The sequence below is a fragment of the Hafnia paralvei ATCC 29927 genome (assembly GCF_001655005.1).
GTDB lineage: Bacteria > Pseudomonadota > Gammaproteobacteria > Enterobacterales > Enterobacteriaceae > Hafnia > Hafnia paralvei.
This window is the reverse complement of record NZ_LXET01000007.1, coordinates 68,498-89,240: the sequence shown is the minus strand read 5'-3', so window position 1 is coordinate 89,240 and position 20,743 is coordinate 68,498. Positions and strand designations below refer to the sequence as shown.

Here is a 20,743-nt window from a genome sequence, read left to right as displayed (position 1 = left end):
AAATCATTATCGTAAGTTGAGCGTGCAAATCACATCATAACCACGTCGAATTGTTCTTGGTTGTAGAGCGGCTCAATCTGCACTTTGACCTGTTTGCCGACAAAAATCTCTACCTCAGCCAAAGAATGAGACTCTTCGCTTTTCAGCGCTTCGCCCACGGCGGGTGATGCATAAACCAGGAAGCGGTCACTGTCATAAGCATGATGAACACGCACGATTTCACGCAAAATTTCATAGCACACCGTTTCGACCGTTTTCACCGTTCCGCGTCCACGGCAAGTTGGGCAATCGCTGCACAGTACGTGCTCAATACTCTCACGCGTCCTTTTACGCGTCATTTCCACTAATCCTAGCTGGGAAAATCCATTTATGCTGGTTTTTGCACGATCTTTACTGAGCGCTTGTTCTAACGAATGTAAAACGCGACGGCGATGATCCTCACTGCTCATATCGATGAAATCAATAATGATTATGCCACCTAAATTCCGCAAGCGTAACTGACGCGCGATAGCCTGTGTCGCCTCTACATTCGTATTAAAGATGGTTTCATCCAGATTACGATGACCCACAAAGGCACCGGTGTTGATATCTACCGTTGTCATCGCTTCGGTCTGATCGATAATCAGATAGCCACCCGATTTTAGTTCAACACGACGATCGAGCGAACGCTGGATCTCATTCTCAACATCATAAAGATCGAAGATCGGTTGCTTACCGGCATAGAGTTCCAGCTTAGACGTCATTTCTGGAATATATTCGCGAGTGAATTCGGTAAGCGAGTCAAAATTAAGACGAGAATCCACACGAATGCGATCCAAAGCAGCGCCAGCAAAATCGCGCAATACACGATGCGCCAACGCCAATTCACCATACAGCTTACATTTGGTTTTATTGCGACGTTTGCGTTCCATCACTTTGGTCCACAAACGCTTTAAAAATGCGGCATCTTGTGCCAGTTCTTCGTCATCAATACCTTCAGCCGCAGTGCGGATAATAAAACCGCCCTGCTCATCACAGTATTCGGAAACGATCGATTTCAATCGATTACGCTCCGCTTCCCCCTCAATACGCTGAGACACGCCGACATGGCTAGCTCCCGGCATAAACACTAAATAGCGAGAAGGTAGCGTGATATCGGTTGTCAGACGGGCACCTTTTGTACCCAAAGGATCTTTTACCACCTGAACCATCAGGTCTTGCCCCTGACGAACCAGCTCAGCGATATCGCGGACATGGAAATTCTTTTGTTCATCACCCGCTACGCATTCAGTATGCGGCATGATGTCCGAGGCATGTAGGAAGGCTGCTTTATCTAATCCAATATCGACAAATGCGGCCTGCATACCGGGAAGTACACGGCTGACACGCCCTTTGTAAATATTGCCAACGATACCGCGTTTAGATTCGCGTTCGATGTGGATTTCTTGCAGGATCCCCCCGTCAATGTAGGCGACCCGTGTCTCTGAAGGTGTAACGTTAACTAGCAATTCAGCTGTCATGGTCTCTCCTCACGTCCCGTAACGCCATAAACTGTTCAAGTAGCTCCTGTGTTTCCACTAACGGTAGTCCCATCACGGCATGATAACTACCGGCAATGGATCTCACGAAGCAGCCACCTTTTCCTTGTATTCCGTATGCACCTGCTTTATCCATGGGTTCGCCGCTGGCGATATAGTCGTGAATATCCTGTTCACTGAGAGCCCGAAATGTCACGTCGGTAATCACATGACAATATAACTGATGTTGGCGATCGGCCAGTGAAACCGCCGTAATCACCTGATGGGTTCGCCCCGACAGTTGACGTAGCATCTGCGCTGCATGCTCGCGATCGCGCGGCTTCTCCAATACTTGTCTATCAAGGACAACAATCGTATCAGCACCCAATACAGGCTTATCTTCAGGCGCAGCTTCAACGCCGGCACGCGCTTTGTCCTGTGCCAAACGACATACATATTCCAACGGAGCCTCTTCTGGCTGACGCTGCTCTTCCACATCAATAATCAGTCGTTCAAATGGAATATCCATTAACGCTAATAATTCACGACGGCGCGGCGATCCAGATCCCAGATAGATAGAGTCCATTGATAATTCTCTTTATATAAATGAATGATCTTTACCCAGAGGTAGATCATTGAACCGCAAAACGGCGGCGTACCTTACGCATCAGCAGAAATAGCCACGGCCAAAGTACACCGTTAACCACACTACTCCAGAATACCTCTGGACGGAAAGAGGCATTTGCAATAACAAATTCCCCCCAGAAAACAACAATGTCCATCGCCGCAGTCAGTAAGACCACCATCAAAGCCTGTTGCCATAGCGCCATATTGCGGAATAGCTGAAACTTGAATGCGACTAAATAGGCCAGCAGGCTAAAGGCCAATGCCCGAATGCCAAGCGTTGAACCTAAGATCAAATCCCAGATTAGCCCCAACACAAACCCTGTGCCCACATTCACGCGGTGTGGTAACGCCATAACCCAATAAATCAGAAACAGCGCTAACCAATTAGGCCTAAACATCATCAACTCATCCGGCCACGGCATGATCTGTAAAACGAAGGCCAGCAAAAAGAATAGCCAAATAACCCAGCGACCTTGGCTACGATATCCCGACATTAACGGCCCCCTTGCGTACGAGCAGGAAGCGACGTTGCGGATGGTGACACTGCGGGTGCGGCGCTGTTATTTGCAGGTGCCGCTGGCGTCGTTGGTGCTACGGCAGTGGTGCCTGGAGGCGTGATCCCTACGGCTGGAGCAGGTTGCTGTGGCCCCATCTCTGACGGCGTTGGCAATACCTGTGGCATCATTTGCATCAGACGCTCATTGGCAACGCGATGCACTTCATCTGGCGGCAGCGGCATCGTGCCGTTGCGATCGGCTCCCCACAGCAGCAACAGATAGCGCAGGCGCTGGAGCCCTGCTGTTGGGCGCGCTTTTATTACGGTATACGCACGCTGGTTATCAACTTTAACCGAAGAGACAACGGCAACCGGATAGCCTTCTGGGAAGCGTCCACCTAATCCCGATGTCACAAGCACATCGCCCACACGAATGTCGGTATTGGCCGGTAGATGTTCAAGCTGGAGATCGTCGGTGCAACCATTGCCCGCAGCCAACACGCGGATATCGTTGCGTAAGACCTGAATAGGTAAGGCATGCGATGCATTACAGATAAGCAGCACGCGGCTGGTCATCTTACCAACCGCAACAACCTGACCCACCACGCCTTTATCGCTAATTATAGGCTGACCAAAATAAACACCGCTGTTACTGCCCTTGTCAATCACCACCTGATCGCTATAAGGATCGGGCAACGTTGAAATAACCTGAGTCACCATCTTGTGCTCATCCTGACGTAGCGGTGAACCTAACAATTCGCGCAGGCGAGCATTCTCTTGCTTAAACTGGCCGAGTAACAGGGTATCGCTATTTTTTAATAGGAGTTCTTGGCGTAAAGCCCTGTTTTCCAGTTCCAATTGTTCGCGAGTGGCCAACGTATTGGATACATTGTCCAGAATCTGACGGGGTCCGTTTGACAGATAATAAAATGGACTGACGGCGGTATCGAGGTAGCTACGGATGTGCAGAAAAGTGCCAAAACGGCTATCTGCAACTACTAATCCTATAGCAACAACCACGGCCAGAAAAAGTCGGAGTTGCAGAGAAGGACCTCTGCTGAAAATCGGCTTCATAAAATTGCGTTATCCTCGACAGCAGGGAAACAGGCAAATTTTCCCGAGCGGTATTAGCGATTCCACGATGCACAACCACCGGCTTGGGGATCCCAAACCGGTGGCAAACACGTGGCATCACCGGCAAGCAGAAGCCAAGCCTCTGCCTACTGGCTGATTATTCTTCGCTGAACAAATCACCGCCATGCATATCGATCATTTCCAACGCTTTACCACCACCACGCGCCACACAGGTCAGCGGGTCTTCGGCAACAACCACTGGAATACCGGTTTCTTCCATCAGCAGACGATCCAGATTACGCAGCAGTGCACCACCGCCGGTCAGAACCATCCCACGCTCGGAGATGTCAGAAGCCAACTCTGGTGGACACTGTTCCAGAGCCACCATCACCGCGCTCACGATACCGGTCAGAGGCTCTTGCAGCGCTTCGAGGATTTCGTTGGAGTTCAGCGTGAATCCGCGTGGAACACCTTCAGCTAAGTTACGGCCACGAACTTCAATCTCATGAACTTCATCACCCGGATAAGCAGAACCGATACCGTGTTTGATACGCTCAGCGGTTGCTTCACCAATCAGTGAGCCGTAGTTACGACGCACATAATTAATGATGGCTTCATCAAAGCGGTCACCGCCAATACGAACAGAAGAGGAGTAAACCACACCGTTCAGGGAGATAACGGCAACTTCGGTAGTACCACCACCAATATCCACAACCATTGAGCCAGTTGCTTCAGACACAGGCAGGCCAGCACCAATTGCCGCAGCCATCGGTTCTTCAATCAGAAAGACTTCACGTGCGCCAGCACCCTGAGCAGACTCACGGATCGCACGACGCTCAACCTGAGTTGCGCCAACCGGCACACACACTAAAACGCGTGGGCTTGGACGCATGAAGCTATTGCTGTGAACCTGTTTGATAAAGTACTGAAGCATCTTTTCAGTCACGAAGAAATCGGCAATAACACCGTCTTTCATTGGACGAATTGCAGCAATATTGCCCGGTGTACGACCCAGCATCTGCTTAGCTTCATGCCCTACCGCAGCAACACTTTTCGGGGAGCCTGCGCGGTCCTGACGAATCGCCACGACGGACGGTTCGTTCAATACAATGCCTTGTCCTTTCACATAAATCAGGGTATTGGCTGTACCCAAGTCGATGGACAAGTCATTTGAAAACATGCCACGGAATTTCTTAAACATAACTGAAGGATAATCCTGAAAGCTGGGGGCGAAAAATAAAATCCGCCTACTTTACCAACCACACGAAGCAGCGACAAGGCGCAAAAACGTCCTACTTCGGTGAAAATTTACACCATGTTTGAGATTCAACGAATTAGGCTCGCAGGTCAGAGAAACAACAGCACAATCTCACCTTCAACAGCCACAGAAACACCACGCCGGTAATTCGTTTAACAGTAAAACACAGCACACATAAGCTTTAAAACTGACCGACAGACAATATACTGCTCAGCAGATCCATTAGCGTAAATGCGTTGAATACTGCGCACGGTCCTTTGTATCAATCGGCAGGCGATAAACAAACGTTAGCACCTACCAACTATGAATGACTTGGTCGCGCGCTATTCTACGTGAATTTCACGCGACAAAAAGGCCAATTTATTGCCTATGCGAATATTTTTTTTACACACGGCTAACCGGTCTCGGTTTTGCAAAGAAATCGCCCTGACCGCCGGCAATTCCCTTCTCTTTTAGCACCAGCCATTCCTCTTTGGTGCGAACACCTGCGGCAAAAACTTGCGCCGAGGTTCCCTCACAGGCACCTGTCAGACTCTGAACAAACAGCTGATTTTCTACGCGCTTGTGAATATTGCGGACCAAGCCGGGATGAAGTTTTACCAACGTCACCTGCAATTGCTTAATATAAGAAGTGCTAACCACTTTTAAGCCCGCTTGAGAAATAACAATATGGCATCCGAGTCCTTGCAGCAGTCTAACAACTGGGCGCAAGCGGTCTATATGCTGGCTCACATCCGCTTCAGCTAATTCAAAGAAAATGCGCTGACGGAGCGCTTTTTCATTCTGAAGCAGAGTATCGCGCAACCAACGTTGAAAACTGCGCTGCAATAATGAGTCAATACTAACCGGAAAGGCCAGTTTCTCTGCAGAAAAATGACGCAATAACGGAATAATCTGAAGCAGCATCTGGCGGTCGTAACTTTCAGCCATACCAAGCTGTTGAACTAGCGGATAATATTCAGCGCTGGGTAATGCCTGACCACCGTCGTAAATATAAGGCAGGATATCGTGGTGATGCACATCACCATTAACGTCGATGGCTTCTTTGTGCAAAAGCGTTGGGCCGCCTCGTGCCAGCGTTTGTTCTAACAAAGTGCGCCATTTGACGCTACCACGCACCACCTCAGGAACGGGATTATCATCCACGAACCATCCATTACTCCCCTGTAATGCGGCATTACGTGCTGCCTGCTCCGCCTGATCCATGACCTGTTCCGTACTTTGTCCATAGTGGTATAGGCTAATACCAATATGCAGTACTTCTTCGATGTCAATTCCGTTGGCCGGCGGTATTGCGCTAATAGAGTTAATGAGCTGCGCTGCAAATCCTTCCGCTTCTTTTAATGAACGATGAGGAAGCAATACGGCAAAATTATTTTGAAAATAACGAGCTAATAAACCCGATGGATAACGCATAACCGACGTCGATAGCATATTCACCAGCGAATAACGGAATTCTTCTCGCTCCCGTTTTCCGTGTAAGCCAGCCAGCGATTCCCAATCAGGCACACGGATAACCATCACAACCCCATGGGCCCCTTCATCTTCAAGCTGTGTCGTAAGTTGGTTATCAAAAAAGAGGCGATTATTCAGGCCGGTTCGAGAATCTTGTGCTGCAAATGCGCGGATCAGCGTATCAACACGTCCACGTTCTTCTCTAGCATCAGCAAGATCGGAGAGTAATCGGTCAATCGCACTGCTCGCATTAGGAGGAAACTCGTGTACGTCTCCACGAACCGCATTCTCTCGTTCACCAGCAAGAATTTTACGTGCTCTACGCTCTAGCTTTTCTAACCCAAGGGTTTGTTCACGCAGCCAGCGATAGCTAAAGAGCAACACCACAATCATCAAACATATAGAGATCGTAACCGGAAACATTGTCTCCAGTGAGCGGGTATAACTGGCGGTAGGATCGATATACACCATTTTTAGGCTATAGCCCGGATGATGCATTAACGTTGCTTCGACATAGCGCTGATTCGTCAGGGTATCCCACACGTTATACGTATTGGGCAATTTAAGCTGATAGACCTGATGGGCGTCATTATGCACAATGATTTCACTCACGCCGGAGGAGCGCATCACCACCGGCAACCATTTTTTAACGTTATCGCGCGGCTCGGTGAGGAGAAGCTGATCAATCGTGGTCGCCAACGCATTCAATTGGCGCTCAGCGTGAGTGTGACTCTGATTGAAAAAACTGTATGTACTGCCTAGCAACATCAGCAGCATGGCTAATGCGACTAAAACAGTAATAAACGCAAATAACTTGGTTGTGATACGCATCCCTGTCAGTACCCACCTATATAATGTAACTTAGCCAAGAAATATGGCACCCAAGCGCTTTTCCTTTACACAATGCAGACATCCTAAGAGCTTCATTGCTCTATATCAAAGACAACTTTTCAAATTATTCACACACTGATTAATCTACTACTAGCATAGCGAATTACTGATTAATCTGAGACGATTTCTATCAACAATTAGTTCGGTAGTTATTTTTTACCGATTTATAATTTTTCACGATTTATCACTTCCCGACGGTTCGCTCGGCAATCTCACGACCTCAACGAGGATCCCGCATGAAAGCTTTAGTGCTTGAACAACTTGATGGCAAAACCATTGCCAATATTCAGACTCTGAAAACTGACGATCTCCCTACCGGAGATGTTCTCGTTGATGTCCAGTGGTCTAGCCTGAACTATAAAGATGCCCTAGCGATCACCGGCAAAGGAAAAATTATACGCAACTTTCCGATGGTTCCCGGCATCGATTTCGCAGGTACTGTGCACCACAGCGAGGATCCCCGTTTTCACGTTGGCCAATCAGTGATTCTCACTGGCTGGGGTGTAGGTGAAAATCACTGGGGTGGCCTATCCGAACAGGCTCGTGTGAGCAGCGAATGGTTAGTTGCGCTGCCGTATGGCCTAGATGCCCGTAAGGCTATGATTATTGGTACTGCAGGCTTTACTGCGATGCTGTGCGTCATGGCTTTAGAAGACGGCGGAGTGACACCGGACAGCGGAGAAATTCTGGTCACCGGAGCCAGCGGCGGTGTAGGTAGTACGGCTGTAGCACTGCTGAGCCGATTAGGCTACCGCGTTGTTGCCGTCAGTGGCCGCGAGAGTAATGAAGAATACCTAAAATCACTCGGAGCCGAACGCGTTCTGCCCCGCAGTGATTTCACCGCAGACAGCCGCCCATTAGAAAAACAGATCTGGGCCGGAGCCATTGATACGGTTGGAGACAAAGTATTGGCAAAAGTGCTGGCTCAGATGGACTACAACAGCACGGTTGCAGCCTGTGGCTTAGCCGGTGGATATCAGCTGCCGACCACGGTCATGCCGTTCATCCTACGCAATGTGCGCCTGCAAGGAGTGGATTCCGTGATGACCCCTCATGAGCGCCGTACTGAAGCGTGGCTGCGTTTAGCTGATTCACTGCCAGAAAGTTTCTATCAGCAAGCCGCTACGGAAGTCACCTTAGAAAACGCGGCAGAAACCGCAGCCGCACTGATGGATAACAAAGTCACTGGCCGAACCTTAGTCAAGGTGCGCTGAACCACAGAAATTCTTGGCTAATTTCTGTATTACTTCCACTCCCGCTAATAAGGGGGAGTGGAAGTCTGCCCCCATTTATAACAATTTCGTGATACTCCTCTATTACGCGCAAATCCTGCCATCATGTTTTTCAAGAGCGACAATAATTAAGAAAAACGAGGGCATCGATCATGGCCAAATTCCCGAAGTTCACCGAAGCAGAAGTCACACCAGAAAGCGTATTTCACCAACGCCGTAGTGTGTTAAAAGCCTTAGGCATTACCGCGGCATCATTAGCCCTTCCCCATGCCGCGCAGGCCGACTTACTCTCGTGGTTTAAAGGCCACGATCGTCCCGCCGCGCCAGCAGGAAAACCACTCCAGTTTAGTCAACCGGCGCAATATCAAGCCAAGCTAGCGCTAACCCCTGAAGATAAAGTCACCGGTTACAATAACTACTACGAGTTTGGATTAGATAAAGCTGATCCTGCCGCCAACGCGGGAACACTGAAGACCGAAGGCTGGAAAATCCGTATCGATGGCGAAGTCGCCAAACCACTAACGCTCGATATGGACGATATCTATAAGCACTTTGCTTTAGAGGAGCGCATCTATCGTATGCGCTGCGTTGAGGCTTGGTCGATGGTGATCCCTTGGGTGGGATTTGAGCTTGGTAAGCTGCTAAAAATGGCAGAACCTACCAGCAAAGCTCGCTATGTTGCCTTTCAAACGATCTATGACCCCGACAATATGCCTGGGCAAAAAGATCGCTTCATCGGTGGTGGATTGAAATATCCCTATATAGAAGGATTACGTCTAGACGAAGCAATGCATCCGCTCACTTTACTCACCACAGGTGTCTACGGCAAAGAGCTCCCACCGCAAAATGGTGCACCGCTGCGTCTAACGGTGCCATGGAAATACGGTTTTAAGGGAATCAAATCGATTGTCAGCATTCGCCTCACCCATGACGAACCGCCAACAACCTGGAATACCAGCGCACCCGATGAATATGGGTTTTACGCCAACGTCAATCCGCATGTTGACCACCCTCGCTGGTCTCAAGCCAGCGAACGTTTTATTGGTTCGGGTGGAATTTTGGACGTAAAACGTCAGCCTACGTTGTTATTCAACGGTTACGCTGAACAGGTGGCGTCACTCTATAAGGGCATGGATCTTAGGACGTTTTTCTAAGGGAATTGCGTACGGAGAATCATTCTACGATGAAAAGAATAACACTTAAACAAGTACAAATTCTCAAAGTGCTGATCTGGCTGGCGGCCAGCCTGCCGCTACTCTGGCTGGTATTTGCTGCGACGCAAGGATTGCTCAGCGCCGATCCAGCCAAAGATATTCAGCACTTTACCGGCAGAATGGCGCTAAAACTGCTGTTAGCCACTTTGCTCATTACTCCACTGGCTCGCTATGGCAAACAACCGCTGTTAATCCGCTGTCGTCGTTTACTCGGTGTATGGTGCTTTGTTTGGGCCTCTATTCACTTAGCCAGCTATACAATTCTTGAACTTGGGTTAGACTTCTCACTACTCGGTAGTGAGTTGATTAAACGCCCTTATCTGACGTTAGGTATCATCAGTTGGCTGATTTTGCTTGCATTAGCAGCGACATCAACACAATGGGCAATGCGAAAAATGGGTTCCAACTGGCAGAAATTACATAATTTTGTCTATATTGTGGCCATTCTCGCCCCCATTCACTATCTATGGTCGGTGAAAACGCTATCGCCACTGCCTATTTTTTACGCGATTGGTGCGGTTATTTTGTTAGCATTCCGTTATCAGAAAATTCGCCAATGGTGGCGGTAACGGTTGGAACTTATTAGTATTTTTCTGCCGAAATTCATACAACGTGTTTCCAATTGGAGAAGTTCGTAGTTGAATATCTTCGCTGATTCGACCAGTATTTAGCTGCTAATTGCCACGAAATCATTATAATGCCCGACCTTATACGCCGATCTGTGCCACAAATTGACACAGAAAAGGTGACAAGTCGGTGACATAGGGTTATTTTGACGGATGATCGTCTGATTGCCGGAGATAGCAGCACAATGGCAGATAAGTTCAACATTTTGCTTTTAAACGGACCCAACCTGAATTTATTGGGAACCCGTGAGCCAGACAAATACGGTAGTACAACATTGCCGGAAATTGTCGGCCACTTAGAACAGGCAGCCAATACGCTGAACGTTTCGCTCAGTCATTTGCAGTCTAATGCCGAATTTGAACTCATCGATCGCATTCATGCTGCTCGTGGCAACACCGACTTCATTCTGATCAACCCAGCGGCATTTACGCATACTAGCGTAGCGATCCGCGACGCATTGCTGGCAGTACAGATCCCGTTTATCGAGATTCACCTGTCAAACGTGCACGCTCGCGAGCCTTTCCGTCATCATTCATATCTGTCTGATATCGCCGTTGGCGTCATCTGTGGTTTAGGTGCTGATGGATACGAATTCGCTCTGCAGGCGGCAGTTAACCGCCTGAAAAAATTTAACTAAGGATGTCATTCCTGCCTATCCAAACCGATGGTTTAGAATCGGGTGGATGAACATCTATATTCTACGTAACAACAAAGAGTACGGAATCACACATGGATATTCGTAAAATCAAAAAACTGATCGAACTGGTTGAAGAATCTGGCATTTCTGAGCTGGAAATTTCTGAAGGTGAAGAATCAGTACGCATTAGTCGTGCCCCAGCAGCAGGCAGCATGCCAATGATGCAGCCTTACTACGCGGCAGCACCTGCACAAGCAGCAGCGCCTGTAGCAGCGGCTCCAGCGGCAGCACCGGCAGCAGAAGCTCCGGCAGCGATTAGCGGTCACATTGTACGTTCTCCGATGGTCGGTACTTTCTACCGTACTCCAAGCCCAGATGCGAAATCCTTCGTTGAAGTTGGCCAAAAAGTGAATGCAGGCGATCCGCTGTGCATCGTAGAAGCAATGAAAATGATGAACCAGATTGAAGCCGACAAATCCGGTGTGGTGAAAGCCATTCTGGTTGAAAACGGCCAACCGGTTGAATTTGACGAGCCTCTGGTCGTCATCGAATAACGAGGCGAGTCATGCTAGATAAAATTGTTATCGCCAACCGTGGTGAGATTGCGCTACGTATCCTACGTGCTTGCAAAGAGCTGGGAATTAAAACCGTTGCAGTCCACTCCACGGCTGACCGCGATCTAAAACACGTGCTGCTGGCAGACGAAACTGTCTGTATCGGCCCTGCACCATCAGTCAAAAGCTATTTGAATATCCCTGCCATCATCTCTGCAGCTGAAATTACCGGCGCCGTAGCGATTCATCCAGGGTATGGCTTCTTGTCTGAAAACGCCGATTTTGCTGAGCAAATCGAGCGTTCCGGCTTCATCTTTATTGGCCCACGTGCAGAAACTATTCGCCTAATGGGTGATAAAGTTTCTGCCATTAGCGCGATGAAAAAAGCAGGTGTCCCTTGCGTACCGGGTTCTGACGGCCCACTAGGCGACGATATGGTGAAGAACAAAGCCATCGCCAAACGTATCGGTTATCCGGTCATCATCAAAGCTTCTGGCGGCGGCGGCGGGCGCGGTATGCGTGTTGTTCGCGGCGATAAAGACCTGGAACAGTCCATCATCATGACCAAAGCGGAAGCTAAAGCAGCTTTCAGCAATGACATGGTTTATATGGAAAAGTATCTGGAAAACCCACGCCACATCGAAATTCAGGTACTGGCAGATGGTCAAGGCAACGCAATCTATCTGGCGGAACGTGACTGCTCCATGCAGCGCCGTCACCAGAAAGTGGTCGAAGAGGCACCAGCTCCGGGTATTACGCCTGAGCTCCGTCGCTACATCGGTGAACGTTGCTCTAAAGCCTGTGTCGATATCGGCTACCGTGGCGCAGGGACTTTCGAATTCCTGTTCGAAAACGGCGAGTTCTATTTCATTGAAATGAACACCCGTATTCAGGTTGAACATCCAGTGACCGAAATGATCACCGGCGTTGACCTGATTAAAGAACAGCTTCGTATTGCCGCTGGTCAACCGTTGTCTATCAAGCAGCATGAAGTTCAGGTGCGTGGCCATGCGGTAGAATGCCGTATCAACGCTGAAGACCCTGATACCTTCCTGCCAAGCCCGGGTAAAATCACGCGTTTCCACGCGCCGGGTGGCTTTGGTGTTCGTTGGGAATCTCATATCTACGCAGGCTACACTGTGCCTCCGTACTATGATTCCATGATTGGTAAGCTCATCTGTTACGGTGAAAACCGTGACGTGGCGATCGCTCGCATGAAAAATGCGTTGGCAGAACTGATCATCGACGGCATCAAAACTAACGTTGAGCTGCAACAAAAGATTATGAATGATGAAAACTTCCAACACGGTGGTACCAACATTCATTATCTGGAGAAAAAACTCGGCTTGCAGGAAAAATAACTGCGTGTGAGTTTTGTCTCTCTTAAAAGGTCGGGTAACCGGCCTTTTTGCTTTTTAGTGGCCAAATCGTCTGAAGAAACGATAACGCTGCATAAAAAGAACGGTTGCCGTAAAATCCCCTACCTTGTGATTTTGTACTTATAAATGGGAGACTCCCATGGATGCTCGCTTTTTGCAGGCAAATCGTGAAGCCCGCTGGGCTTTGTGGCTAACCATTGCTTATCTGGTGTTATGGATCGTAGCGGCCTATGTACCTAACAGCTTACAAGGCATAACAGGACTGCCGCACTGGTTCGAAATGGCCTGTTTACTGCTGCCACTGGCATTTATTTTGCTGTGCTGGGCAATGGTTCGCCTGATTTTCAAAGATATACCCTTAGGGAACAATGATGCAGACTGATGTCATTTTACCGCTAGTCGGCTATCTGTTACTGGTATTTGGTCTGTCGGTCTATGCCTACCGTCGTCGCCAAAAAGGTAACTTCCTCAACGAATATTTCATCGGCGACCGCTCGATGGGGGGCTTCGTATTAGCCATGACGCTAACAGCCACCTATATCAGCGCCAGCTCCTTTATCGGCGGCCCAGGGGCTGCCTATAAATATGGGCTAGGCTGGGTATTACTGGCGATGATTCAACTACCTGCGGTGTGGTTATCGCTCGGGGTTCTGGGCAAAAAATTTGCTATTTTGGCGCGCAAATACAATGCAGTAACGCTCAATGATATGTTGTATGCCCGTTATAAAAGTCGCCTGTTAGTTTGGGTGGCTAGCCTCAGCCTACTGGTTGCTTTTATTGGCGCCATGACGGTGCAGTTCATCGGCGGAGCTCGTTTGCTGGAAACTGCAGCGGGTATTCCTTATGACACTGGGCTTTTGATATTTGGCATCAGCATCGCTCTGTATACTTCGGTGGGAGGATTCCGTGCGAGCGTACTAAATGATGCCATGCAAGGGTTGGTGATGTTACTCGGCACGATTATTCTGCTCGCTGGAGTGATCCATGCCGCTGGCGGTTTGCATGCCGCGGTGGATACTTTGCAAAATATCGATCCTAAGCTGGTTTCGCCGCAGGGCGCTGACGATATTTTAAGTGCGCCATTTATGGCATCGTTCTGGATATTGGTGTGCTTTGGGGTTATCGGCTTGCCACATACGGCTGTGCGCTGTATTTCCTACAAAGACAGTAAAGCGGTGCACCGCGCCATCGTTATTGGCACTATCGTGGTGGGAATACTGATGTTTGGTATGCACCTTGCCGGCGCGTTAGGCCGTGCCATCTTGCCAGATTTAAAAGTGCCAGATTTGGTTATCCCTACCTTGATGGTCAAAGTTTTGCCGCCGTTCGCTGCAGGTATCTTTCTGGCAGCGCCGATGGCGGCGATTATGTCCACGATCAATGCTCAGCTGTTACAATCGTCCGCAACCATCGTTAAAGACCTCTATTTGGGGATGCGCCCTCAGGCGCTCAAAAACGAGAAACGCTTGGCGAGAATGTCCAGCCTGTCTACGCTGATTTTAGGACTTTTACTGTTGCTGGCGGCATGGCGTCCTCCAGAAATGATCATCTGGCTAAATTTGCTGGCCTTTGGCGGCTTAGAAGCGGTATTCCTATGGCCGCTCGTGCTGGGGCTTTATTGGGAGCGGGCTAATGCACACGGCGCGCTAAGCTCAATGATTTCTGGTGCTATTTGCTACGCCGTACTTGCTACCGCTGACTGGCATATATTCAGCTTACATCCGATCGTTCCATCACTGCTCATCAGCTTAGCAGCATTTGGGATCGGCAACTTTTTTGGCGAGCGTGGCGAAACAGTGCCAGCTGCGACTGAATTAAATTCAAAATAGAGACTTCGAGATGCCTTGGATTCAAATCAAAATCAACACGACCGGTAATCAGGCTGAATCCCTGAGTGATGCATTGATGGAAAGCGGTGCTGTATCAGTGACTTTCCAAGATACCCATGATAATCCGGTATTTGAACCACTGCCGGGCGAGACCCTGCTTTGGGGCGATACCGACGTTATCGGCCTGTATGACGCAGAAACCGATATGAAAGAGATTGTGGCGATTCTAGAGAATGATCCAGCGTTAGGAAAAGGCTTCCACCACAAAATCGAACAGATCGAAGATAAAGACTGGGAACGCGAATGGATGGATAATTTCCACCCAATGCAGTTTGGCCGCCGTCTGTGGATCTGCCCAAGCTGGCGCGATGTTCCCGATCCAACCGCGGTCAACGTCATGCTAGATCCTGGTTTGGCCTTTGGTACTGGGACTCATCCAACAACCGCGCTGTGCCTGCAATGGCTAGATGGTTTGGATCTGGAAGGCAAGACCGTGATCGACTTCGGCTGCGGCTCAGGTATTTTGGCCATCGCCGCCCTGAAACTCGGCGCCGCACGCGCTATCGGGATCGATATCGATCCTCAGGCTATTCAGGCTAGTCGTGATAATGCACAGCGTAACGGTGTTTCAGAGCGTTTAGAGTTGTATCTGCCAAAAGATCAGCCCGCCGACTTAAGCGCAGACGTCGTAGTCGCCAACATCCTGGCAGGCCCACTGCGCGAACTGGCACCGCTGATTAGCGATCTGCCAAAATCTGGCGGTCATCTAGGCCTATCCGGTGTTCTAGCGACGCAGGCGCCAAGCGTTGCAGAAGCTTACGAAGATAAATTTATCATCGATCCTGTCGCTGAACGCGAAGAGTGGTGCCGCATTACCGGTATTCGCCGCTAAGCTAGCTCGCTTTATAAAAACAGCGCTTTATATAGGCGCTGTTTTTGTTTCCGCTACCCCTAACACACGGAAGTATTCGCATACCAGCCACATATCTTCACTAAACGTCTTACCTATCGCCAACTGCGACGTTTCAAAAAACGCCTGATGAGCTTGTCTCCAATAAGCCAAAGACTTATCTCCTTCGCCTTCTGCAGCCGCAAATATGGCGTCCACATCACGAAAGCGACGCAAAGATACCTGTGTTGTTTCTATCGCCGCCACGGGCTTTTCATGCCCATCTAGCACAATTGTCAGATAACCTGCGGTAGGAATGGTCATCCCCTCATGCCAATACTCATCCAAAGCACCACAGGTGGCATATTTTTCACCGCTCACGATAAGTTCAGACAGCTGCTGAGCTAAGTCCCCCGGCGTACCAAAATGCTCAGCATGATAAATTCGCCCCTCTAATTCAGGATGCTGTTGTACTATTTTCAACCAGAATAATGCGATTTCACTATCCATATCATCCTCTAAAATGCGATATGCATCTCATTTATAGCGCCATTATTGTGGGTTTCTTAAGCGTTTTATCTGGCAACAGGCACCAAAACTAACCTAAAACGACCAATAAGAAAGGGAAAAAACAAAAGAGCATTTTTTAACCATTAATACATAACCATATGTTAAACAACAAAAATAATCAAATATGAAGCGCCAGCTAGTGATTTCATTGATCTACAACAGCTGATTGTTCAAAGTTTGGCCTTTCATATCCGAGCAAAAATGCGTAATATACGCGCCCTTGCGGACACAGTATGGTCAGTCTTTGTCTATGCGCATTGGACATATAGAACTTAAAAATCGCCTCATTGCTGCGCCTATGGCCGGCATAACCGATCGCCCTTTTCGGACGCTTTGCTATGAAATGGGTGCTGGGATGGCTGTCTCTGAAATGCTCTCTTCCAATCCGGAAGTGTGGCAAACGGATAAGTCACGTCTGCGCATGGTTCATTTAGACGAACCTGGGATCCGAGCCGTGCAAATTGCTGGCTGTGACCCTGATGACATGGCTGCTGCGGCCAAAATCAACGCTGATAGCGGCGCGCAGATCATTGACATCAACATGGGTTGCCCGGCAAAAAAAGTGAACCGCAAACTCGCGGGGTCTGCTCTTTTGCAGTATCCCGACTTGGTTGGAAAAATCCTCAGCGCGGTGGTTAACGCTGTAGACGTACCGGTAACGCTTAAAATTCGTACGGGCTGGAGTCCAGAACACCGTAACTGTGTTGAGATTGCCCAATTGGCTGAACGCTGTGGAATTCAGGCCTTGACGATTCATGGCCGAACACGTGCTTGCTTATTCAACGGCGAGGCGGAGTACGACAGCATTCGGACAGTTAAGCAGAGTGTTTCCATCCCGATTATCGCGAATGGAGACATAACTGACCCGCATAAAGCCAGAGCGGTGCTCGACTACACTGGAGCCGATGCTCTAATGATAGGGCGTGCCGCTCAGGGGAGACCCTGGATCTTCCGGGAAATCCAGCATTATCTGGACACAGGGGAGCTGCTTCCGCCCATGCCGTTGGAGGAAGTTAAGCACTTGTTATTAGGGCATGTACAAGAACTGCATAATTTTTACGGTTCTGGTAAGGGATTTCGCATTGCCCGCAAGCACGTATCTTGGTATCTCCAAGAACACGCCCCATGTGACCAGTTTCGGCGCACATTCAACGCCATAGAGGATGCCAGCGAACAGCTGGAGGCGTTGGAGGCATATTTCGAAAATCTTAGCGTAAAAAAAGAGCTGACAGAACTATGTTCGAACAACGCGTAAATTCTGACGTACTGACCGTTTCTACCGTAAACTCCCAGGATCAGGTGACTCAAAAGCCACTGCGTGACTCGGTTAAACAAGCCCTTAAAGGCTATTTTGCTCAACTGAATGGTCAAGACGTTAATGATCTGTATGAGCTGGTACTGGCTGAAGTAGAACAGCCACTGTTAGACATGGTGATGCAGTATACTCGCGGTAACCAAACCCGCGCTGCGCTGATGATGGGTATAAACCGTGGTACTCTGCGTAAGAAATTGAAAAAATACGGCATGAACTGATACTAATCAGTTAACGTATTGAAAAAAGGTGCTTTTCCTTTATTGGATTAGCGCCTTTTTTATTAAAGTGAGTAGATGAATTCACCACAGCAATTAATCCACAGCATTATTCTGGTTTATGCCCCTCCTACCTGTGTAAATACGACTGCATTGAGAGCCGAGTCACGGTATTCAGTCACTGTAAGTTGTTAATCTTTCAAACATTACAATGGAATATCTAAATACATCAGTATTCATAGATATATCCATCGTTGATTCAAATCGCATACACGCTGGCTAAGCTCGTCACTCACCTCTCTCCTGAGCTTCGTCCCTCTAACCAGCATATTTAGCCTGCAACTTACGTTCGCAAGGGTATAGATGCGTTGTTTCATTGATCGTTTTTATTTACTCACTTAGTAGGGAAAAGAAATGTTTTTTTTCAAGAAATGTGTGGTCGCATTGTCGATTAACATTGCTCTAATTTCATCGGGTTTCGCCTGTACAACCTTGCTCGCAGGTAATGAAGCGACAACCGATGGCTCGGTGTTTGTTGCTCGCAGCGCGGACAGTGACGCACTTAAAGCACAGCATTTCGTTATTCATCCAGCGCAGAAAAATCAGACCGGCGTCTATAGCACCAAAGCACACAACGGTGCGAATGACTTCTCCTATCCACTCCCGAAAAACTCACTGCGCTACACAACAGTGCCAAATTGGAAAACACAATTGCATGGTGCGACCGGTTTTAACGAACTCGGCGTTGGTGTAAGCGGCACGGAGTCTATTTTTGCATCACCTAAAGCATTAGCTGTCGATCCTTACGTCGAAGATAAAGGGATCACCGAGGACGATATTCCCGATATCCTGCTCTCTCAAGCCAAAACTGCACGGGAAGCTGTAGCCTTGCTCGGCAATATTATTGAAACGCACGGTGCGGGTGAAGGATTTGGGGTTGCCGTCGTTGATGAGCATGAGGTGTGGTATTTAGAGACGGGAAGTGGCCACCAGTGGATGGCACAGCGTGTACCAAATGATAAATATTTCGCCACCGGCAATCAGGGGCGTTTACAACAGTACGATGCAAAAGATCCTAACGTGATGGGGTCAAAAAACCTGATCGAGTTTGCCACCGAAAAAGGTCTGTATAATCCAAAAACTGACGGTGAATTTAATTTCTCTAAAGCCTATACCCGCGACGACGAACGTGACCGTACCTATAATGATCCCCGCGTCTGGACAATTCAGAAGATCTTTAACCCATCAGTCAACCAAGACGTTTCTGCTGGAAGACAATTCCCTGTACTTCTGACTCCAGAGAAAAAGCTATCACTGGATGACGTTAAGGCCGTGCTGCGTAACCATTACGATGGAACAAAACACGATCCTTACTCTAACGGCCTGAATGGAAAAGAACCGTGGCGCCCAATCAGCGTATTCAGAACCTATGAATCACACGTGATGCAGGTTCGTCCATGGCTGCCTAAAGAGATTGGCGAAGTGACCTATGTCGGCCTTGGTATGGCCGATCTCACCGCATTTGTTCCTTACTACAGTGGATTGCAGGCATACCCGCAAAACTATGCGCAGGGTACAGATAAAGCGGATAGTGATTCCATTTACTGGAAATATCGTAAGCTGCAAACGCTCGTTATGACCGACTATCCGAAGCTGGCTCCGATTGTTAAAAAAGCCTACCATGACTGGGAGATCAACGTTGCCGATGAACAAAAGGCAATGGAATCTAAGTACCTGAAAATGGCTAAAACCGACAAAGCTGGCGCGGATAAAATGCTCAATGAGTTTAATCTACGCGTTATGGCTGATGCGGAAAAACTCACTGAAAATCTCACTAACGAGATTTTCACCCTCCGCACCAAAGATATTCAATCTGATATCTTCTTTGCCAACGCGGCCAAGAAGGATTAAGGCACAGGCGCTTTAATCACGGTGACATCGTGTTTTGTGTCGCTGCTATTATCATGAACGGTGACTGCTACGGCGGTCACCTTTATCCAACATCAATCCCCGCCGCACCTTTTCATTCGAATATCCGTCTCTTAAGCAGACACGGGATAACATCCTCATTTATCGCGCTAACAATGTTAATATAGCGTTCAGGCGAGATTCACTTCATGCCACAAAACCATGTTTTCTGTTTACCGCGGCCTCCGAGATTGCCATGAACAAACCTGCATCTTCTGTTTCTGAATCGATTACCCGTGATTTAGCTCTACGTATTATCCGTGGCGAGTTAGCTGAAGGTATGGCAATTCCGGGAGAGCATGAGCTCGCACAGCAGTACGAAGCGTCCCGCACCTCCGTACGCAACGCATTACAAGTACTTGGTGCTAAAGGCATGTTACTGATCCAAGCCAAACGCCGTAGCACGGTAACGCCACGCGAGCAGTGGAGTTTTCTCGATGCAGAAGTACTATCCTGGTTGGAAAATGTAGGTATTGAATCTGAACTGGTTGAGCAACTGATGCTGACGCGCCTCATCTTCGAGCCCGATGTTGCCGCTATGGCTGCACTCAACGCCAACGGTCATGATTTAGCGGCTATCGAAGATGCTTGGCATACCATGCAATTAGGGCAAAAAAATAATTCGGCAGAGCAATTCGAACGCGGCGATCTCGCCTTCCACACTGCGGTGCTACGCGCCTGCCACAATCCCTTTCTTGCTTCTGTCGGCAATGCTCTCTCTGCGGCAATGCTGCTGTCATTCAAACACACTCTAGAAGACGATCTCCAACTCACCCAAGACGCTGTTCAGCAACATCGTGATCTGTTGGAAGCGATCCGCTTAAAGCAGGCCGATCAAGCACGCCAATCTATGCGCCATATCCTATTAAGTGCGGCTCACAAACATATTTGGCGCGAGATCCCAGAAAAATATCAGCACTTTTTCTAATCCCACACTTTTTGCATATTTCTTTTAGCTCGTAGCTAACTTTCGATCTCGTTCACAGATCTAAGCTTATTTATTCGCCATTATTCTTG

General features: G+C 48.6%; 20 protein-coding genes. 13 read left to right on the top strand and 7 right to left on the bottom strand.

Annotated features, from left to right (window positions below):
- Nucleotides 1-29: 29 nt before the first annotated feature.
- The 6 genes from rng to csrD all read right to left on the bottom strand — a co-directional run bounded on the left by rng (nucleotide 30) and on the right by csrD (nucleotide 7,237).
- Nucleotides 30-1,499 (bottom strand): ribonuclease G, encoded by a 1,470-nt coding sequence (gene rng / locus M988_RS01970; RefSeq protein WP_004097171.1) that lies wholly within the window; start codon nucleotides 1,497-1,499, stop codon nucleotides 30-32.
- Complete coding sequence (locus tag M988_RS01965; RefSeq protein WP_008815387.1) at nucleotides 1,489-2,082, bottom strand: Maf family protein; 594 nt, start codon at nucleotides 2,080-2,082, stop codon at nucleotides 1,489-1,491. The genes rng and M988_RS01965 overlap by 11 nt, the downstream gene beginning before the upstream one ends.
- A 46-nt stretch (nucleotides 2,083-2,128) precedes the next feature.
- Nucleotides 2,129-2,617, bottom strand: a complete 489-nt coding sequence (mreD, locus tag M988_RS01960; RefSeq protein ID WP_004097168.1) for a rod shape-determining protein MreD — start codon at nucleotides 2,615-2,617, stop codon at nucleotides 2,129-2,131.
- Nucleotides 2,617-3,693, bottom strand: coding sequence for a rod shape-determining protein MreC (mreC, locus tag M988_RS01955; protein WP_008815388.1), 1,077 nt, complete (start codon nucleotides 3,691-3,693; stop codon nucleotides 2,617-2,619). The genes mreD and mreC overlap by 1 nt, the downstream gene beginning before the upstream one ends.
- 157 nt (nucleotides 3,694-3,850) lie before the next feature.
- Entirely contained in the window at nucleotides 3,851-4,894 is a 1,044-nt protein-coding gene (mreB, locus tag M988_RS01950) for a rod shape-determining protein MreB (RefSeq protein WP_004097166.1), read from the bottom strand.
- Nucleotides 4,895-5,335: 441 nt separating this feature from the next.
- A complete protein-coding gene (gene csrD / locus M988_RS01945) occupies nucleotides 5,336-7,237 on the bottom strand; it encodes an RNase E specificity factor CsrD (RefSeq protein WP_008815389.1) in 1,902 nt (633 codons plus the stop codon).
- A gap of 296 nt (nucleotides 7,238-7,533) precedes the next feature.
- On the opposite strand from csrD, the gene acuI reads away from it, so the two are divergent.
- The 9 genes from acuI to prmA all read left to right on the top strand — a co-directional run bounded on the left by acuI (nucleotide 7,534) and on the right by prmA (nucleotide 15,661).
- Nucleotides 7,534-8,511 (top strand): acrylyl-CoA reductase (NADPH), encoded by a 978-nt coding sequence (gene acuI / locus M988_RS01940; RefSeq protein ID WP_064572601.1) that lies wholly within the window; start codon nucleotides 7,534-7,536, stop codon nucleotides 8,509-8,511.
- Between the two features lie 170 nt (nucleotides 8,512-8,681).
- Nucleotides 8,682-9,683 (top strand): protein-methionine-sulfoxide reductase catalytic subunit MsrP, encoded by a 1,002-nt coding sequence (gene msrP / locus M988_RS01935; RefSeq protein ID WP_008815391.1) that lies wholly within the window; start codon nucleotides 8,682-8,684, stop codon nucleotides 9,681-9,683.
- 29 nt (nucleotides 9,684-9,712) lie between these two features.
- Nucleotides 9,713-10,312, top strand: coding sequence for a protein-methionine-sulfoxide reductase heme-binding subunit MsrQ (gene msrQ / locus M988_RS01930; RefSeq protein ID WP_008815392.1), 600 nt, complete (start codon nucleotides 9,713-9,715; stop codon nucleotides 10,310-10,312).
- 242 nt (nucleotides 10,313-10,554) lie between these two features.
- Entirely contained in the window at nucleotides 10,555-11,007 is a 453-nt protein-coding gene (gene aroQ / locus M988_RS01925; RefSeq protein ID WP_008815393.1) for a type II 3-dehydroquinate dehydratase, read from the top strand.
- A 92-nt stretch (nucleotides 11,008-11,099) separates the two neighbouring features.
- On the top strand, nucleotides 11,100-11,561 hold the full coding sequence (gene accB / locus M988_RS01920) for an acetyl-CoA carboxylase biotin carboxyl carrier protein (RefSeq protein ID WP_004097158.1): 462 nt from the start codon (nucleotides 11,100-11,102) through the stop codon (nucleotides 11,559-11,561).
- 11 nt (nucleotides 11,562-11,572) lie between these two features.
- Nucleotides 11,573-12,922, top strand: coding sequence for an acetyl-CoA carboxylase biotin carboxylase subunit (accC, locus tag M988_RS01915; protein WP_004097156.1), 1,350 nt, complete (start codon nucleotides 11,573-11,575; stop codon nucleotides 12,920-12,922).
- A 157-nt stretch (nucleotides 12,923-13,079) separates the two neighbouring features.
- A complete protein-coding gene (locus M988_RS01910) occupies nucleotides 13,080-13,322 on the top strand; it encodes a YhdT family protein (protein ID WP_008815394.1) in 243 nt (80 codons plus the stop codon).
- Nucleotides 13,312-14,769, top strand: a complete 1,458-nt coding sequence (gene panF, locus M988_RS01905; protein ID WP_008815395.1) for a sodium/pantothenate symporter — start codon at nucleotides 13,312-13,314, stop codon at nucleotides 14,767-14,769. Before M988_RS01910 ends, panF begins: the two co-directional genes overlap by 11 nt.
- A gap of 10 nt (nucleotides 14,770-14,779) precedes the next feature.
- Nucleotides 14,780-15,661 carry a 50S ribosomal protein L11 methyltransferase gene (gene prmA, locus M988_RS01900; protein ID WP_004097150.1) on the top strand — a complete coding sequence of 294 codons (882 nt, stop codon included), beginning with the start codon at nucleotides 14,780-14,782 and terminating at the stop codon, nucleotides 15,659-15,661.
- Between the two features lie 27 nt (nucleotides 15,662-15,688).
- On the opposite strand, the gene M988_RS01895 is transcribed toward prmA, so the two are convergent.
- On the bottom strand, nucleotides 15,689-16,168 hold the full coding sequence (locus tag M988_RS01895; protein WP_064572595.1) for an ASCH domain-containing protein: 480 nt from the start codon (nucleotides 16,166-16,168) through the stop codon (nucleotides 15,689-15,691).
- 310 nt (nucleotides 16,169-16,478) lie between these two features.
- Between M988_RS01895 and dusB the strand changes: the two genes are divergently transcribed.
- The 4 genes from dusB (at nucleotide 16,479) to M988_RS01875 (ending at nucleotide 20,654) form a co-directional block, all read left to right on the top strand.
- Entirely contained in the window at nucleotides 16,479-17,483 is a 1,005-nt protein-coding gene (gene dusB / locus M988_RS01890) for a tRNA dihydrouridine synthase DusB (RefSeq protein ID WP_004097146.1), read from the top strand.
- Nucleotides 17,465-17,761, top strand: a complete 297-nt coding sequence (gene fis, locus M988_RS01885; protein ID WP_004097144.1) for a DNA-binding transcriptional regulator Fis — start codon at nucleotides 17,465-17,467, stop codon at nucleotides 17,759-17,761. The genes dusB and fis overlap by 19 nt, the downstream gene beginning before the upstream one ends.
- A gap of 411 nt (nucleotides 17,762-18,172) precedes the next feature.
- On the top strand, nucleotides 18,173-19,669 hold the full coding sequence (locus tag M988_RS01880) for a C69 family dipeptidase (RefSeq protein WP_061059483.1): 1,497 nt from the start codon (nucleotides 18,173-18,175) through the stop codon (nucleotides 19,667-19,669).
- A gap of 253 nt (nucleotides 19,670-19,922) precedes the next feature.
- Nucleotides 19,923-20,654 carry a FadR/GntR family transcriptional regulator gene (locus M988_RS01875; RefSeq protein WP_008815399.1) on the top strand — a complete coding sequence of 244 codons (732 nt, stop codon included), beginning with the start codon at nucleotides 19,923-19,925 and terminating at the stop codon, nucleotides 20,652-20,654.
- Nucleotides 20,655-20,743: the final 89 nt, after the last annotated feature.

Bases quoted from the DNA above. Each gene is read 5' to 3' on its own strand.
- msrP (WP_008815391.1), top strand. From the start codon at position 8,682: ATGGCCAAATTCCCGAAGTTCACCGAAGCAGAAGTCACACCAGAAAGC.
- M988_RS01910 (WP_008815394.1), top strand. From the start codon at position 13,080: ATGGATGCTCGCTTTTTGCAGGCAAATCGTGAAGCCCGCTGGGCTTTG.
- csrD (WP_008815389.1), bottom strand. From the start codon at position 7,237: ATGCGTATCACAACCAAGTTATTTGCGTTTATTACTGTTTTAGTCGCA.
- M988_RS01965 (WP_008815387.1), bottom strand. From the start codon at position 2,082: ATGGACTCTATCTATCTGGGATCTGGATCGCCGCGCCGTCGTGAATTA.
- mreD (WP_004097168.1), bottom strand. From the start codon at position 2,617: ATGTCGGGATATCGTAGCCAAGGTCGCTGGGTTATTTGGCTATTCTTT.
- dusB (WP_004097146.1), top strand. From the start codon at position 16,479: ATGCGCATTGGACATATAGAACTTAAAAATCGCCTCATTGCTGCGCCT.
- fis (WP_004097144.1), top strand. From the start codon at position 17,465: ATGTTCGAACAACGCGTAAATTCTGACGTACTGACCGTTTCTACCGTA.
- accB (WP_004097158.1), top strand. From the start codon at position 11,100: ATGGATATTCGTAAAATCAAAAAACTGATCGAACTGGTTGAAGAATCT.
- mreB (WP_004097166.1), bottom strand. From the start codon at position 4,894: ATGTTTAAGAAATTCCGTGGCATGTTTTCAAATGACTTGTCCATCGAC.
- M988_RS01895 (WP_064572595.1), bottom strand. From the start codon at position 16,168: ATGGATAGTGAAATCGCATTATTCTGGTTGAAAATAGTACAACAGCAT.
- aroQ (WP_008815393.1), top strand. From the start codon at position 10,555: ATGGCAGATAAGTTCAACATTTTGCTTTTAAACGGACCCAACCTGAAT.
- M988_RS01875 (WP_008815399.1), top strand. From the start codon at position 19,923: ATGAACAAACCTGCATCTTCTGTTTCTGAATCGATTACCCGTGATTTA.
- msrQ (WP_008815392.1), top strand. From the start codon at position 9,713: ATGAAAAGAATAACACTTAAACAAGTACAAATTCTCAAAGTGCTGATC.
- mreC (WP_008815388.1), bottom strand. From the start codon at position 3,693: ATGAAGCCGATTTTCAGCAGAGGTCCTTCTCTGCAACTCCGACTTTTT.
- rng (WP_004097171.1), bottom strand. From the start codon at position 1,499: ATGACAGCTGAATTGCTAGTTAACGTTACACCTTCAGAGACACGGGTC.
- M988_RS01880 (WP_061059483.1), top strand. From the start codon at position 18,173: ATGTTTTTTTTCAAGAAATGTGTGGTCGCATTGTCGATTAACATTGCT.
- accC (WP_004097156.1), top strand. From the start codon at position 11,573: ATGCTAGATAAAATTGTTATCGCCAACCGTGGTGAGATTGCGCTACGT.
- prmA (WP_004097150.1), top strand. From the start codon at position 14,780: ATGCCTTGGATTCAAATCAAAATCAACACGACCGGTAATCAGGCTGAA.
- panF (WP_008815395.1), top strand. From the start codon at position 13,312: ATGCAGACTGATGTCATTTTACCGCTAGTCGGCTATCTGTTACTGGTA.
- acuI (WP_064572601.1), top strand. From the start codon at position 7,534: ATGAAAGCTTTAGTGCTTGAACAACTTGATGGCAAAACCATTGCCAAT.